The organism is Allobosea sp. 47.2.35, from assembly GCF_024655635.1.
GTDB lineage: Bacteria > Pseudomonadota > Alphaproteobacteria > Rhizobiales > Beijerinckiaceae > Allobosea.
In genome coordinates, this window is sequence record NZ_JANLGI010000014.1 from 101,893 (window position 1) to 117,304 (window position 15,412).

A 15,412-nucleotide genomic window follows, 5' to 3' on the forward strand; every position below is an offset into this window, starting at 1 on the left:
GGTCCTAAGCCTTCGCCGATCGGATGCCTCGCGTCGCGCGGAACAGGACGAGCGCGGTCACGCCCAGCGCCGACATCACCAGCGGCAAGGGCAGCGCGGCGTTCTTCAGGAGATGCCCGACGAGCAGCCCGACGCAGGCCGAGAGCAGCATCTGGCAGAGCCCGTTGAAGGACGAGGCCGCGCCGGCCCGGTCGGGGAAGGGCATCATCGCCGAGGCCTGGGCCTGCGGCATGGTCAGCCCGACGCCGCAGGCATAGAGCGCCATTGGCACGACCACCCCGGCCGCGCCGCCGAAGCCGGTGAGCACGCAAATCAGCATGATCACGCCGCCGCCGGCGAGGCAGGCGACGCCGATGGCGATGACCCCGTCCATGCCGCGCCGCCCGACCAGCCGCTGCGCGATGATCGTGCCCAGGATGTAGCCGAGTACGCCGAAGCCGAAGGAGAAGCCGTATGCGATCGGCGAGAGTCCGTAGACGCCGATCAGCACGAAGGACGAGCCGGAGATGAAGGCGAAGAGCCCGGCATAGGCGAGCGCCGTCAGCGCGACATAGACGCGGAAGGCGCGATTATGCAGCAGCGTGCCGAAGCCCCGGAATATGCTGACGAGGGAAAGCGGCTGCGGCGAGCGCGCCCGCAGCGTCTCCGGCATCACGGTGACGATGACGGCCGCGAGCATCAGCCCGAAGGCGAGCGAGGCGATGAACGTCGAGCGCCAGCCGAAGGCGACCTGCAGGACGCCGCCGATCACCGGCGCGATCGCCGGGACCAGCCCCATGATCATGCCCATGCGTGCGAGCTCGCGCCCGGCGCGCGGGCCGTCATAGAGATCACGCACCATGGCGCGGCCGAGCACGATCGGACCCGATGCCCCGAGCGCCTGGAAGGCCCGCGCCAGCGTCAGCGCGCCGATCGAGGGGGCGAAGGCGCAGGCCAGCGTCGCCAGCCCGAACAGGGCGAGCCCTGCGAGCAGGACGGGCTTGCGCCCCAGCCTGTCGGAAAGCGGTCCCCAGACAATCTGCCCGGCGGCGAAGCCGAACAGGAAAGAGGACAGCGTCGCCTGCGCGCCGGCGACATCGGTCTGCATCACTCGCGCGATCTCGGGCAGCGACGGCAGGTAGAAATCGGTCGAGAGAGGCCCAAGCGCCGTCAGCATGGCGAGCACGGCGGTCATCGCCAGCGTATCGGGACGAAGCGTCATGCAGGGCCTCCGGCGTGGCCGGAACGGGCCGCGCTGCCCGGCCCTGCTACGACGTCAGCCGGTCATCCGGCAATGGCCTGGGCCGCCGGTCGGTCCTGCGTTTCGCCGTGATAAGCCGTCGCCCGCATCGAGGCTCGCTCGGAGAAGGCCTCGTACCAGCGTGTCAATCGCGGACGCCCGGAGCGGAAATCCGGCAGGTCGCGGAATTCGAGCCAGGCGATCGCCGTCGCCAGCCCGATATGGCCGATATGGACGGGTTCATCGAGGCTTTCGCTGCGCTCGAGCACGTCGAAGCTCTCGACCAGCTTGGCCGTCTGCCCCTTTTGAAGGGGCGGGTAACGCAGAGGCTCCGGCCGGCGCAGCGTCTCCCAGCGCAAGGCGATGCCGGCATCGCAGAGCCCTTGCGCGATGGCGTGCAGGCGCAGCGACTGCCAGCGCGCCTTGCCATCGGCGGGGATCAAACGGCGCCCGCCATGCAATCCGTCGAGATAGTCGCAGATCACCAGCGAGTCGAAGATCGCGCCGGCTTCCGGCGTGATCAGCACCGGCACCTTGCCGAGCGGATTGACCGCGAAGATCTCGGGATTCCGGTTGGTCGGGCTCGTCTCCTGATCGACGATGTCGAGGCGATCGGCGATCCCGGCCTCATGCGCGAACACGATGGTCTTGCGCGCATAGGGCGAATGGCTCTGCGAATGCAGCGTCAACCGCTCGCTGGACGGCGCGCTCACGCGACCTCCTCCGGCTTGAGGCCGACGAGCTCGGCATAGCGTGCGGGGTCGGTCGCGCCCTCGGTATTGACGAGGAAGACGCGCGATTGGCCGTCGAGCTTCAGCGCCGCGCGCGCCTGCGGATCGCGCAAGGCCGCCAGCAATCCGGCGAGCCCGGCCCCGCCGCTTTCACCGGCGACGATGGCAGGGTCGCCCGCGCTCGGGCGAGCCAGGCGGTTCATCGCCTCGACGGCATCGGAATCCTCGGCCGTCATGAAGGCATCGGCGGCGCGATAGAGCACGCGCAGCGCCAAGGGCGAGGGATCATAGCATTCCAGCATCGCCATCACGGTCGGTGCGCCATGCGGGATCTTGCCGGGCTTGCCGCGCTTGGCCGCCTCGAAGATGCAGGCCGCGCGCGATGGCTCGACCACGGTGAAGAACGGCCGTGCCTCTCCGAAGCTGCTTTGCATCTGTGCGGCGAGCGCGGCGGCGATGCCGCCGACGCCAGCTTGCACGAAGACATGTGTCGGCCGCTCGGGCATCTCGGCCAGCCCTTCGCGGGCGATGGCGGTGTAGCCCTGCATCACCAGGCCGGGGATGCGCTCGTAGCCTTCCCAGGAGGTGTCGGAGACGATCGTCCAGCCACGCTCGGTCGCGACGCGGGCGGCCTCGACCACGGAATCGTCATAGGTGCCGGAGACGCGCACCATCTCGGCGCCGAAGCGGGCGATCGCCGCGACGCGCTCGTCGCTGACGCCGCCATGCACGAAGATCACAGCCTTGGCTCCGAGCAGTTGCGCGCCCTGCGCCACCGAGCGGCCATGGTTGCCGTCAGTCGCGCAGGCGAAGGTCATGCCGGCCGCCGCCTCGCGGACAGCGGGGTCGTTCATGTCGGCATCGCCGAGCGGCCGGCCGAGCGCCTCGGATGCCGTCTCAAGCGCCAGCCGGATCACCGCATAGGCGCCGCCGAGCGCCTTGAAGCTGCCGAGCCCGAGGCGCTGGCCCTCGTCCTTGATGAAGAGCGCGCCGATGCCGAGCGCGGCGGCGAGAGCCGGCAGGCTGTGCAGCGGCGTCGGCACATGGTTGGGCCGCTCCGCCAGATGCGCTGCGATCGCGTTCGCTCCGGCCGGCCCGAGTGTCTCGACATCCTCCGGATGCAGGGCGGACCGGTAGTCCGGATGATGGTTGAGCAGGAACATGGCGGCCTCGTCTGGCTGGATTGCCCGAATGGATATTGCATCGTGGGCGAAAAAGGCGCTGGATTTGGTCCCCCACCTTGCAAGTTTCTTTCACAGGATGAGGCATGGCCGAGCCGACCGCTCATGATCTCGACGCTTTCGATCGGGCGATCCTCACGATCCTCCAGCAAGACAACACCACGCCGCAGCGGGTGATCGGCGAGCGCGTCAATCTCTCGGCGCCGGCCGTGCAGCGCCGCATCCGCCGGATGGAGGCGACCGGTGTCATCCGCGCCAATGTCGCGGTGGTCGATCCCGCCGCGCTCGGCCACCCGATCACGCTCTTCGTCGAGATCGAGCTGGTCAGCGAGACCGCGCCCGACATCGACGCGGCCAAGAGCGCCTTCCTCGCCGCGCCGGAGGTACAGCAATGCTATTACGTCACTGGCGAGGTCGACTTCATGCTGGTCGTGCTGGTGCCGAGCATGGCGGCCTATGAGGCGCTGACGCGGCGCCTGTTCTTCGCCAATCCCAATATCCGCAAGTTCCGTTCCTTTGTCGCGATGGATCGGGTCAAGACGGGGCTTGGCGTGCCCATCCCCTAGTTGCCCCGCGACGGGAGCAGGGCGGCTATCGCCGGGCCGTCTTGTTCCGGCCGCTTCGATATGCGACCGCGAACGGACGTGACGAACGAGCCTGGCGGGCCTTGCCGTGATCACCGTGAAAGCCTCGGACATGCCGGCCGGAGAGGGCGAAGCGCCGCAAGGCTGGCGCGCGCTCGTCCGCTCCAGCGAGATCGGCATCGTGGCGCTGGCCGCCATGGTCGGCGTGCTCGCCGGGCTGGTCGTGCTGGCGATGTCCTTCACCACGCAGCTCCTGCATGAGCTGATCTTCGGTCTCGCGCCTGGCCAGCGGCTCTCGATCACCACCACGATTCCCGCCTGGCGGGCGGTCGCCGGGCCGGTTCTCGGCGGCCTCGCCATCGGCTTCGCCTCCTGGCTGTTCTTCCGCCGCCGCAAGCAGCCGATCGACCCGATCGAGGCCAATGCGCTGCATGGCGGGCGCATGTCCTTTCGCGACAGTGCCTTCGTCGCGCTCCAGACCATGGGCTCCAGCGGCGCGGGCGCCTCTGTCGGACTCGAAGCCGGCTATACCCAGGCCGCGAGCGGGCTCGCCTCGCATATCGGGCGTCGCCTGCGGCTGCGCCGGGCGGATATGCGCCTCATGGTCGGCTGCGCCGCCGGCGGGGCCATCGGCGCGGCCTTCGATGCGCCGCTGACCGGCGCCTTCTACGCTTTCGAACTGATCCTCGGCAGCTACTCGATCGCCGCCTTCGTGCCGGTGATGGCCGCGACCTTCATGGCGACGGTGACGCATAGCCTGCTCTCGCCCTCGCTGCTTGCGGTCGAGGTGCCGCCGATCGGGCTGATCACCATGGCGAACCTGCCTCTGGTGGTGATGCTTGGCGCCACCTGCGGGCTCGTCGGCATCGTCGTGATGCGCGCGGCTGCCTTCGTCGAAGCTGGCTTCCGCCGCTCGCGGATTCCGACCTGGCTCAGGCCTGCCTTTGGCGGTCTGTTGGTCGGCGCGCTCGCGGTCTGGAACCCCTCGGTGTTCTCGGCCGGCCATGGCGCGATCAATCTCTATCTCGGCATCGATGCCAGCCTCGCGCTGTTCGCGCTGGTGCTCGTCGCCAAGGCATTGGCCTCCTCGGTCTCGATCGGCTCCGGCTTCCGCGGTGGCCTGTTCTTCGCCTCGCTCCTGCTAGGCGTGCTGACCGGGCGCCTCTTCATCGGCCTGCTGACGCTCGCCTTCCCGAACTTGGCCGGTCACGAGACGCTGTTCGCGTTGGTCGGCATGAGCTCGCTCGCGGTCTCGATCGTTGGCGGGCCGATGACCATGACGCTGCTCGCGCTCGAAATGACCGGCGACCTCAAACTGACTCTCGCGGTCGTCGGCGCGGCCGGCGCGGCTTCGCTGGTGACGCGCCGGCTCTTCGGCTTCTCCTTCGCGACCTGGCGCTTCCATTTGCGTGGCGAGAGCATCCGCGGCGCCCATGATGTCGGCTGGATGCGTGACCTCACCGCCGGCAGCATGATGCGCCTGGAGGTGCCGAAGATCGCGGCCGACGCCAGCATCGCCGAGGCGCGGCTGAAATACCCGCCGGGCTCGACCAGCTATCTCGTCGCCATCGGCTCCGGCGACGCCTATGCCGGGATGGTGCCGCCGGGTGCGCTCTACGAGCCCGATCCGGCACTGGACGAGGAAGCGGCTGCCGAGCCCGCGCCGCGCACCGTGCGCCATCTCCTGCGCAATCCCGATCGGATGCTGCTCGCCGACATGACGGTGCGCGACACGCTGAAGCTGTTCGAGGAGGCCGAGAGCGAGGCCCTGCCGGTCGTCGCCGACCGCGACAGCCGCCGCATCGTCGGCATCCTCAGCGAGGCGCATGCGATCAAGCGCTATAGCGACGAGGTCAGCCGCCGCAACCGCGAGCTGACCGGGGAATAGCTGGAAGGCTCAGGCCGAAGGCAGGGCGACGCTCGTGACGACGCGCCAGTCCGCGATCGGCACATCCTGGCCGGAGGTCACGATGCCGATCCGGTCGAAGCGGATGGGGCGGCCGGCGAGGCGGGCATCGATCTCCGCGATGGCCGCAGCCTTTGCGGAGGCCTCGACCGGACCGTAGAGCAGCGAGACATGCGGCATGAAGCTGGCCAGGCCCTCGGAATCGAGCGCCTGCTTCAGCTTCGCCAGGGCCGGCGAGACGGCGAAGCGGGCATAGAACGAGCGGAAATAGGCATCGCTTCCCTCGACGATGGAGACAGGCTCCGCGAAGACCTCGACCGCACTGGCAGCCGCCACGATCGCGCGCTCCAGCGCGGCAGGCGTCGTCTCCGTGTCGCCCTGTAATGTCAGATGCGGCGCGAAGAACGGCGTGCCGAAACGGTCTGACAGTTCGCCGACAATCCCGGTCAACAGCGCTTCGTCGGAAGGTGCCGGCATCAGCCAGAGAGAATGAATCCGCACTGTCATCTGCCTTTCACAAAGCTCTTGCATAGACTGCGCCCCGTGCGTAACGTTTATTTCAACGGAGCCGATTGTGGAAGAAATATTCCATTGTCAGGCGATAAGAGCAGAACCGGGGGAGTAGGCGCCTTGCAGCCGGAAACGCAAGCGACAGCGGGTAGCGGCGCGGCCATCGGCGTGCGCGGTCTCAAGGTTGCCTATGGCGGCACGCGCGTGCTGCACGGCATCGATCTGGACTTCACACCCGGCAGCTTCACCGCGCTTCTCGGCTCCTCCGGCTGCGGCAAGACCACGCTGCTGCGCTCGCTCTCCGGCTTCGTTCCGGCCGAGGACGGCTCGATCGTCGTCGGCGGCCGCGATGTCGCCGGTCTGCCGCCGGAAAAGCGCGGCATGGCGATGGTCTTCCAGTCCTATGCGCTCTGGCCGCATATGACCGTGCTGCAGAATATCGGCTACGGCCTGAAGCTGCGCGGCAAGTCGAAGGCCGAGATCGCGGCCAAGGTCGGCGAGATGCTGAGCTTTCTCGGTCTCTCCGGCTATGAGGACCGCAAGGTGACCGCGCTTTCCGGCGGCCAGCGCCAGCGCGTTGCGCTCGGCCGGGCGCTCGCCATCGATCCCGGCATCCTCCTGCTCGACGAGCCGCTGTCCAATCTCGACGCCAAGATCCGCATGGTGATGCGCCACGAGATCCGCGCCATCCAGCAGCGCCTCGGCCTCACCGCCGTCCATGTCACGCACGATCGCGAGGAAGCGATGACCATGGCCGACCGGCTGGTCATCATGCAGGCCGGCCGCGTCGCCCAGGTCGGCACGCCCGAGGAGGTCTATGACCGCCCGGCCAGCGCTTTCGTCGCAAATTTCATGGGTGCGGAGAACGTGCTCCCGCTCAACATCGCCAAGGGTGAAGGACAGGCCCTTGTCGTGGCCGGCGCGGCCCGCGCGACGCTCGCAGGCGCTGCGACGGCAGCCCTGCCGAACGGCGAGGCGCTCGCCTATTTCCGCGACGACGTCGCGCGCCTCGACGCGCATGATGCTGCGGCCGGCGACGGCGATCTCGTCGTCCCCGGCACCATCGCCGCGCGCGCCTATCCCGGTGGCATCTACCGCTACAAGGTGGAAGCCGCCGGCCGCCAGATCACGGTCGACGATGTCGCCCGTCACGAACTCGGAACGAAGGTCGGGCTGCGCATTCCGCTGCAGCGCCTTCACATCTTCCCGGCGACCGAGGCCGGGATCGCCGCCTGACAGGGAGTCAGACACATGCGCATCCTCACGCTTGCCTGCTCGCTCGCCGCGCTGATCGTGGCTTCGCCGCTATCCGCGCAGACCCTCAACGTCGCCTCCGCCGGCGACCAGAACATGGTCGACTACGTCAAGGACTATCTCGGGCCGATGTTCGAGAAGGCCCATCCGGGCGTGAAGGTCGTCTCGGTCGGCACCGGCCCGGGCGATTCCGGCTCACAGAAGATCTACGAGAAGCTCGACGCCCAGAAGGGCGCCGCCACCACCGATTTCGACGTGGTCGTCATCCACCAGAAGGCCGCCGGCCAGATGGTCAAGGAAGGCCTGCTCAACAAGTACACGGGCAATGTCGAGACGGCCAAGCTCGCCACGGGCGATGCCGCCAAGAACGCGCTCGGCACCGATGTCGGCGGCTTCGTCATCCCGATGTTCCAGTCGCAGACCGCGCTCGCCTACAATGCCGATATGGTCAAGACGCCGCCGGCGACCTTCGCCGAGCTCGCCGACTGGGCCAAGAAGAACCCCAAGCAGTTCGGCTATAACGGCATCAAGGGTGGCATGTCCGGCGTCTCCTTCGTCGCCGGCTGGGTCTATGCCTTCGGCGGCGACGCCGACAAGCTGATGAAGGGCCCCTATGACGCGGCCACCAAGACCAGCTGGGACAAGGCCTTCGCCGATCTCAAGGAGTTCAACAAGAACGCCGTGATCACCCCCGGCAATGCCGGCACGCTCGACATGCTGAACCGCGGTGAGATCGCCATCGGCCCGGTCTGGGTCGACATGTTCTATTCCTGGCAGGCCGACGGCAAGCTGCCGCCGAACATGAAGCTGAAGCTCGTCTCGCCCGGCATGCCCGGCCAGCCCATGTATTACGCTGTGCCGGAGAAATCGGCCCAGAAGAAGCTGGCCGAGGCCTTCATCGCGCTCGCGACCTCGCCGCAGGTCCAGGCCGACGGTATCGTCAAGAAGTTCAACTGGTATCCGGGCATCGACGCCAAGAACCTCGAGGGCAAGCTCGACAAGGCCGCCTGGGACAAACTCTTCACCGACGTCACCCCGGCCGAACTCGCCAAGAACGGCAAGCCCTTCCCGATCGCGCCCTATTTCAACGACATCCTCGAAGGCTACGAGAAGAAGGTCGCGAACTGAGGTTCGTCCTGAGAAACCGTCATCCTCGGGCCTGACCCGAGGATTTCACGGCCAGCTCGCACTGGTTGAAGAGATGGCCGGGTCAAGCCCGGCCATGACGACCCTTCCAGCCCTACGCGATTGGTTAGCCGGAACCGAGAATGTCCCTTTCCCAACGCAACCTCGCTCTGCTGCTGATCGCGCCCGGCCTTGCGCTCGTCGCGGCGCTGTTTCTCTATCCGCTCTGCTTCTCGCTGATCTCGGCCTTCACCGGGCCGCAGGGCGGCTTCTCGCTGCAGGCCTTCGGCAAGGCCTGGGAGCTCTATTCCGGTGATGTCGTCTTCACCGTCGTCATCGTGCTCGCCTCCTGCTTCTTCACCGGACTCGCGGCCATCATCATCGCCGGCACGCTAACGCTCGGCGAGAACCGCTACATTGTCGGCACGCTGAAGGCGCTCTATCGCTGGCCGCTCTTCATCCCCTTCATCGTCGCGGCGCAGTGCATGCGCACCTTCCTCGCCAAGAACGGCCTGATGAACAACACCTTCGTCTCCATGGGCCTGATGGAGCCATTGCAGGCGGTGAGCTTCCTCGACTGGCGCGGCATCATCGCGACCTTCGTCTGGAAGCAGACGCCCTTCGTCGCGCTGCTGCTCGCCGGCGCGCTCGCAGCGCTTGATCGCGCCACGCTGGAGGCCGGCCGTAATCTCGGCGCCTCGCGCATGCGCGTCCTCGTCGAGCTCGCGCTGCCGCAGGTGATGCCGCAGCTCCTCGTCGCGCTCGTCCTCTCCTTCGTGACGATGCTCTCGGTGCTCTCGGTGCCAATGATGGTTGCTGGCTCGCAGCCGACCATGCTGACCGTCGACATGGCCTTCCGCATCAACGCCTATGGCGACTACGCCACGGCCAACGCGCTCGGCGTCATCACCTATCTGATCTCGGCGGGTGCTGCGATCATCTACCTCAAGCGCGGCATGGCCAAGGAGGGCACGCCATGATCCGGGCCGTCTCCGGCCTGCGCATGGTCCTTGCGGCCTTCGCGCTTGCGGCCTTCGCCTTCTTCCTGATCGGACCCTTGGTCAACCTGGCGCTCTGGTCCGTCGCCGAGCGCTGGTACACGCCCTACAAGCTGCCGGTCGTCTACGGCACGCGCTACTGGGAACAGGTCTTCCGGCCGACCGGCGACGCTATGGCCTCGCTCGCGACCTCGGTCTGGATCGCGGTGCTGACGGTTCTCGTCGCGCTCGCGCTCTCGATCCCCGCCGGCTACGCGCTGGCGCGGCTCAAGCTGCCGGCCCGCGCCTTCTTCATGGTGCTCTTCCTGCTGCCGCAGGCCTTTCCCTCGGTCGCGATCTATATCAACGTCGCCCGCGTCTTCTATTCGCTGGGGATCAACGGCACGGTCTTCGCGGTCGTGCTCGTCCATGCCGCGCACGGTCTCGTCTATTCCGTCTGGATCGCGGCAGCGGCCTTCGCCGCCGTCGACAAGGATCTCGAGCTCGCCGCGCGCAATATCGGGGCTTCACCACTCAAGACCTTCTTCTCGGTGACGCTGCCTTTGGCGGCGCCCGGCATCATCGCGAGCGGCATCTTCGTCTTCCTGGAATCGCTCGACGAGTTCACCGGCACCTTCTTCGTCGGCGTGCCGCAGGTCACGACGCTGCCGCTGCTGCTCTACAACGCGGCGATGGGCGGCAATTATCAGGTCGCCTCGATCACGGCGCTGATCCTGCTCGTGCCCTCGGTGCTGTTCATGCTGTTCATCGAGCGCTTCCTGCGGGCCGATGTGCTCGCCAAGGTCGGGGCCTGAGGCAAGGGCGGGCTTGCGCGCCCTCGGGCGATCCGCAACTCTGCCGCTCCCTCCTGCCTTGCGGACCCGCGATGACGAACGCTGCTGAACTCCCTCGATCCGGGGCGATTCCGGAGTCAGTTCCGCGTGGCCGGCCCTTCGCAGGGCTTGTCCCCAGCCTGATCGGCTTCGGCGGGGCGCCGCTCGGCGATCTCTACGGTCATCTCGACGAGGTGACGGCGCAGGACACGGTCCGTGCTGCGCTAGCGGCCGGCATCAATCTCGTCGATACCTCGCCGCTCTACGGCCACGGCCTCTCCGAGCACCGTATCGGCGCCGCCTTGCGCAGCGTGCCGCGCGAGAGTGTCATCATCTCCACCAAGGTCGGGCGCTGGATGCAGGCCGGCCAGCCGAAAGGCGACGGCTCCGGCTATGCCGGCGGCCTGCCGCATCCGGCGGTGATCGATTATTCCTATGACGGCGCGATGCGCTCCTTCGAGCAATCGCTGCTCCGGCTTGGCACCGACCATATCGACATCCTGCTGATCCACGATGTCGATGTCTGGACCCATGGTGACCGGATGGAGCAGCGCTTCGCCGAGGCCATGGACGGCGCCTATCGCGCGCTGGAGAAGCTGCGCGCGTCTGGCGCGGTCAAGGCGATCGGCGTCGGCGTCAACGAGGCCGAGATGTGCGTGCGCTTCGCCCACGCGGGCGATTTCGACGTGATGATGCTGGCCGGCCGCTACTCGCTGCTGGAGCAGTGCGCGCTACCGGAATTCCTGCCGCTGGCGCTGGAGAAGAAGATCGCGGTGATGCTGGCCGGCGTCTTCAACTCCGGCATCCTCGCCACCGGTGCCAGGCCCGGCGCCTTCTATAATTACAAGCCGGCGCCGCCCGAGATACTGGCGCGTGTCGCCCGGATCGAGGCGGTCTGCGCCAGCCATCGCGTCGCTCTGCCGCAAGCCGCGCTCGCCTTCTGCGCCTCCCATCCGGCCGTGGCGACGATCGTGCTCGGCGCCGTAACGCCGCAGGAGGTCGCCCGCAATCTCGACCTCGTCGCACGGCCGGTCCCGGCCACGCTCTGGCGCGATCTGAAGACCGAGGGACTGCTCGGCGAAGCGGCGCCGGTCCCAGAGACCTGAGCCTTACTTGGTGGCTGCTCCCGTCGAGCCGAGATAGTCGACCGCGCAGGCGACATGCAGCTTCATCACTGCGATCGCCTCGTCGATGGTGACATGTTCCTCGTCGGTGCCCATGCTGATCGGCGAGGGCCCGCAGATCAGCGCGGGCACGCCGCGCCAGCGCCAATAGCGGGTATCGGTGCCGCCGAGGCTCGAGACCGGCGGCGCGTCATGGCCGAGCAGCTCCCGGATATTGCCGCGCAGGATGTTGGCCATCTCGCTGAACGGATCGGTCAGGCTCGCCGGGTAGCTGTGATCCTCGTTGACCACCATCTCGCAATCGGCCTCGCGGGCGAGTGTTTCGAGATCGGCGCGGATCGCGTCGCGGTCGGAGCCGATCGGGATGCGCATGTCGAGATGGGCGATGCAATGCGTCGGGATCTGCGTCGCCTTCTGCCCGCCCTGCAGGATGCCGACATTGACGGTGATGCGCCTTGCGACGTCGCCCGCGCCCTTGCCGAGGTTGAGATCGGCCGCCGCGATCGTCTCGGCCGAGGTCAGCACCGCGTCGATGTCGGGCGGCAACTCCGCGAGCTTGAGATGGTAGCGGTCATAGATCGCGGTCACGAGCCGGCTCACATCCGCGATCGGGTTGCGCGCCCGATGAGCATAGCCGCCATGGCCACCGATGCTCCTGGCCGAGAGCGAGAAGCGCAGCGTGCCCTTCTCGGTGAAGCGCAGATTGGCGAGGCCGCTCGGCTCGCCGTTGAGGCAGCAATCGGCCTCCATCTCGTCGCCGAATTCATCGAACAGGTATTTGGTGCCGTAGCGCCCGCCCGACTGCTCGTCCGAGACCACGGTCAGCGATAGCGCGCCATTGAGCTTCTCGCGATGGGGATAGAGCTGGCAGAAGGCGAGGATCGAGGCGAGGGTCCCGGTCTTCATGTCGGAAGCGCCGCGGCCCATGATCTTGCCGTCGATGATCTCGGCCTCCCAGAGCCGCTCGTTGGTGACCGGGAAGATGTCCATATGGCCGTTGAGCATGAGATGGCGGCCGGGCTGGCCGGCCTCCCAGCGGCTGATGATGTTCGGCATCTCCGGCACGAAGGCCTCGGTGCGGTGCGAGACGCCGGCGGCATCGAGCAATTCGCGCACGAAGGCGGCGGCCTCGCGCGTGTCGCCCGGCGGGTTGACGCTCTTGATGCGCAGGAAGCGGCGCAGCAGTTCGATGATCTCGTCGCGGCGCTGATCGATCGCCTGAAGCAGTTCGGCTTTCAGGGCGGCTTTGTCGGTGGACATGGTCGGTCTTCTTGGTCGGCGTTTCGAAGCGAGAATGGAGGAGATCAGCCGCCGGTGCGGAACGACATGGCGCGCGTCAGCTCGGTTTTCTCCAGCCGGGCGGCGACGCAATAGGCGGGGTTGAAGACATTGGCGATGTCGTAGCGCACCGCCTGTCCGAGCAGATGGCTCGCCTCGACCGGATCGACGCCGAGATCCTCGCCGACCCAGCGCAGCAGTTCCGTCGTGGCGAATTGCAGGGGCTGGTCGAGCGGGCGTCCGCTGGCGATGACGAGCAGATCGGTCTCGGTCTCGCAGCGCGGCCAGCGCAGGTTTTGCTTCTTCAGGAGCTTCACGGTGAATTCGACCTCGAACGAGGTCTCGACGCCGGTGCCGGCAATCTCGCCATCGCCCTGGCAGGCATGGCCGTCGCCGAGGAAGAACAATGCGCCGTCGACGAAGACCGGGAAGGCGATGGTCGCGCCGGGTCCGAATAGCCGGTAGTCCATATTGCCGCCATTGGCGCCGCTGGTCGCGGTCGAGATCGCCTGGCCGCGCTCGGGTGCGACGCCGAAGCAGCCCATCATCGGGGCGAGCGGGAAGCTCCAGTCCTTGATCCGGGCGGAAGGCTCCAGCAGCTTCACCGTGCCGGCTTCGGCATCGATCGCCCATTCATGGCGCTCGCGCTTCGGCAGATCGGCCAGGACCGAAGGGTCGAGCACGCCGGGCGCGAGTGGCGAATAGGTCCAGCCGGTCTTCCGGTTCGGCGTCATCCGCTCGATCGTGACCAGCAATGCGTCGCCGGGCTCCGCGCCGGTGACGAAGAACGGCCCGGTCATCGGGTTGCCGCGTGGGGCATGCTGCGCGCCGTCGCCGCCAAACCCGGCCGCATCGAGCGTGGTGGTGACGACGCTGTCGCCGCTGGCGATCTCCAGCACCGGCGGCAAGGTGGCGAGCACGTTCGAATACTGCGTGGGAACGAAGTTGTGGCGCGCCATGGAAGCCTTCCTGAGCCGGGTTCGCGTCGGTGTCGGACCGCGACCGTAGGAGCAAGCCCCCGGCTTGAGAAGCACTCGCAGGCGAGGGGGCGCCCTGCATGCGCGGCGACCGGCCGCTGCGGGGCACCCCCTTTCAAGTCGAAGCGAGAGGGAGCGGCTACGCCTCCTCCGCCGCCTCCCCATCCAGCAGGTCCTGGACATCGTCGGAGAAGCCGTAAGGCTTGAACCGCTCCAGCGGGACGCCGTGGTCCAGCAGGGCCCGCGCGCAGCCTGCATGGTCGCCCGGCGCGGGCTCGCCGAGATCGTCCGCCTGCGACGCGAAGGACAGCGTGCCCAGCGCATTGTCGCCATAGCCATGGCGCGTCTGCCAGTCGGCGCCATTCTCAAGCAGCAGGCGCGTCATGACGGCGTCGCCGGCGAAGATGGCGAGGTTGAGCGCCGTCGCCTGCCAGGCCGTCTTGACCTCGCGGGGCCAGCCGAGCGCGAGCATCGTTCGCACGGCTTCCGTCCGGCCGATGGCGGCAAGCTGCGGCAGGATCGTCAGCAGGCTCTCATCCAGCCCGGCGATCAGGCCGGGATCGTCCAGCAGGAAGGCGCGCGCGGCGGCCTCATCCGCGCGGCTGCAGGCCGCGACGAAAGCTTCCGCCGTCGACAGCGGCTCTTCGGCTCCGGCCTGCGCCAGCAGCTCGGCGATATCGTCCCGCCCGAAAAGACGGGCGAGCTTGTGGGCGCTGCGGCCGCGCCGGTCGGCGTTTCCGTCGTCGACGCCGGCCGCGATCAGCGCCGCGATATGCGCCTTCGACCGTCCGCGCCGGATTGCATGGTGCAGCCAATACCCCTTTTCGTTGGCGGAGCCTTGCGCGAGCAGCAGCTGCAAGCCGTCGATGCGGTCGTAGTCCAGCGCGCGCCCGATCGCGTTCGTCCCCGCGACCTTGGCGCCGGCATCGAGCAGCAGGCGCGCGCAGGTCGGATCGGGGCTCTCCATCGCATGATAGAGCGACTCGTTGTCGTCGGGATCGGCGCCGGCTTCGAGCAGGAGCTGCGTCATGCCGGGGTGGTGGGTGCGCCCGGCGGCGCAATAGAGCACCGAGAGCGGATCGCCCGGATAGCGCGGATCGGTCCAGCGGCCGTTGACATCGGCGCCGCGGCTGATGAGCAGGCCCGCGCTTGCGAGCAGGCCGGTGGCGAAGGCAGGCTCCCAGATCAACTGGGAATTAGCGACGAGGGCGAGCGGCGGCATCGTGTAGGGCCCGACCGGCCGGTTGGCGAAATCGGCGTCGGCGTCGAGCGCGGCTTCCAGCCTGCCGGTATCGCCGGTCAGGCAGGCGAGCCAGGGGGCGCCGAGGGCGAGCCCCGGTTCCGCCTCCAGCATGCGCCGCGAGAGCGCCCGCTCGCGCGCCCGTTCCGAGAACATAAGTTCGAGCCAGCGCGTACGCCTTTCGGCCTCGGAGCTACGGCACCAGTCGACATGGCGCTTGAGCTCCAGCCAGGAGCGGAAGCCGTGCTCGCGGGCGATCACGGACTGGGCGTCGTGCAAGCGATAGGGCTGGGCGGCGACGAGGGCTGTGGGGCGGTCCTGCGCAGCCGGCAGGCTGCTCCGGAAGCGGGCGATGGCTTCGCCGTCACCGGCGCGGAAGGCGCGCAGCAGCCGCTTGGCCTGCTTGCGCAGATGGTCGAGATCGGGAGATGCGGGAAGTCTGGACATGAATCCTCCTGTGCATCAGGCCGAGA

The 15,412-nt window shown here is 67.9% G+C and carries 14 protein-coding genes; 7 read left to right on the forward strand and 7 right to left on the reverse strand.

Features of this window, described 5'->3' with window-relative positions; all coding sequences use genetic code 11:
* Positions 1–4: 4 nt before the first annotated feature.
* The 3 genes from NUV79_RS17505 to NUV79_RS17515 all read right to left on the reverse strand — a co-directional run bounded on the left by NUV79_RS17505 (position 5) and on the right by NUV79_RS17515 (position 3,113).
* Positions 5–1,201, reverse strand: a complete 1,197-nt coding sequence (locus NUV79_RS17505; RefSeq protein ID WP_257734383.1) for a multidrug effflux MFS transporter — start codon at positions 1,199–1,201, stop codon at positions 5–7.
* 62 nt (positions 1,202–1,263) lie between these two features.
* Positions 1,264–1,908 (reverse strand): glutathione S-transferase family protein, encoded by a 645-nt coding sequence (locus NUV79_RS17510; protein ID WP_257734422.1) that lies wholly within the window; start codon positions 1,906–1,908, stop codon positions 1,264–1,266.
* A 20-nt stretch (positions 1,909–1,928) separates the two neighbouring features.
* A complete protein-coding gene (locus tag NUV79_RS17515) occupies positions 1,929–3,113 on the reverse strand; it encodes a diaminopropionate ammonia-lyase (RefSeq protein ID WP_257734384.1) in 1,185 nt (394 codons plus the stop codon).
* 104 nt (positions 3,114–3,217) lie between these two features.
* On the opposite strand from NUV79_RS17515, the gene NUV79_RS17520 reads away from it, so the two are divergent.
* Both NUV79_RS17520 and NUV79_RS17525 read left to right on the forward strand, forming a co-directional pair.
* Positions 3,218–3,697, forward strand: coding sequence for an Lrp/AsnC family transcriptional regulator (locus NUV79_RS17520; RefSeq protein ID WP_257734385.1), 480 nt, complete (start codon positions 3,218–3,220; stop codon positions 3,695–3,697).
* A gap of 106 nt (positions 3,698–3,803) precedes the next feature.
* Positions 3,804–5,603 carry a chloride channel protein gene (locus NUV79_RS17525; protein ID WP_257734386.1) on the forward strand — a complete coding sequence of 600 codons (1,800 nt, stop codon included), beginning with the start codon at positions 3,804–3,806 and terminating at the stop codon, positions 5,601–5,603.
* Between the two features lie 9 nt (positions 5,604–5,612).
* Here NUV79_RS17525 and NUV79_RS17530 read toward each other — a convergent pair whose 3' ends face one another.
* Complete coding sequence (locus NUV79_RS17530) at positions 5,613–6,152, reverse strand: haloacid dehalogenase (protein WP_374679291.1); 540 nt, start codon at positions 6,150–6,152, stop codon at positions 5,613–5,615.
* 99 nt (positions 6,153–6,251) lie between these two features.
* Between NUV79_RS17530 and NUV79_RS17535 the strand changes: the two genes are divergently transcribed.
* The 5 genes from NUV79_RS17535 (at position 6,252) to NUV79_RS17555 (ending at position 11,426) form a co-directional block, all read left to right on the forward strand.
* Positions 6,252–7,367 carry an ABC transporter ATP-binding protein gene (locus NUV79_RS17535; RefSeq protein ID WP_257734387.1) on the forward strand — a complete coding sequence of 372 codons (1,116 nt, stop codon included), beginning with the start codon at positions 6,252–6,254 and terminating at the stop codon, positions 7,365–7,367.
* A gap of 15 nt (positions 7,368–7,382) precedes the next feature.
* On the forward strand, positions 7,383–8,513 hold the full coding sequence (locus NUV79_RS17540) for an ABC transporter substrate-binding protein (RefSeq protein ID WP_257734388.1): 1,131 nt from the start codon (positions 7,383–7,385) through the stop codon (positions 8,511–8,513).
* A gap of 140 nt (positions 8,514–8,653) precedes the next feature.
* Positions 8,654–9,490 (forward strand): ABC transporter permease, encoded by an 837-nt coding sequence (locus NUV79_RS17545; RefSeq protein ID WP_257734389.1) that lies wholly within the window; start codon positions 8,654–8,656, stop codon positions 9,488–9,490.
* Complete coding sequence (locus tag NUV79_RS17550; RefSeq protein ID WP_257734390.1) at positions 9,487–10,302, forward strand: ABC transporter permease; 816 nt, start codon at positions 9,487–9,489, stop codon at positions 10,300–10,302. The genes NUV79_RS17545 and NUV79_RS17550 overlap by 4 nt, the downstream gene beginning before the upstream one ends.
* A gap of 71 nt (positions 10,303–10,373) precedes the next feature.
* On the forward strand, positions 10,374–11,426 hold the full coding sequence (locus NUV79_RS17555) for an aldo/keto reductase (RefSeq protein WP_257734391.1): 1,053 nt from the start codon (positions 10,374–10,376) through the stop codon (positions 11,424–11,426).
* A gap of 3 nt (positions 11,427–11,429) precedes the next feature.
* Here the strand turns inward: NUV79_RS17555 and NUV79_RS17560 are convergent, their stop codons facing one another.
* The 3 genes from NUV79_RS17560 to NUV79_RS17570 all read right to left on the reverse strand — a co-directional run bounded on the left by NUV79_RS17560 (position 11,430) and on the right by NUV79_RS17570 (position 15,386).
* Entirely contained in the window at positions 11,430–12,704 is a 1,275-nt protein-coding gene (locus NUV79_RS17560) for a M20/M25/M40 family metallo-hydrolase (RefSeq protein WP_257734392.1), read from the reverse strand.
* A 44-nt stretch (positions 12,705–12,748) separates the two neighbouring features.
* Entirely contained in the window at positions 12,749–13,681 is a 933-nt protein-coding gene (locus NUV79_RS17565; protein WP_257734393.1) for an acetamidase/formamidase family protein, read from the reverse strand.
* Positions 13,682–13,838: 157 nt separating this feature from the next.
* The gene (locus NUV79_RS17570) at positions 13,839–15,386 is read right to left on the reverse strand and encodes an ankyrin repeat domain-containing protein (RefSeq protein ID WP_257734394.1); all 1,548 of its coding nucleotides are present in this window, start codon (positions 15,384–15,386) and stop codon (positions 13,839–13,841) included.
* Positions 15,387–15,412 lie beyond the last annotated feature (26 nt).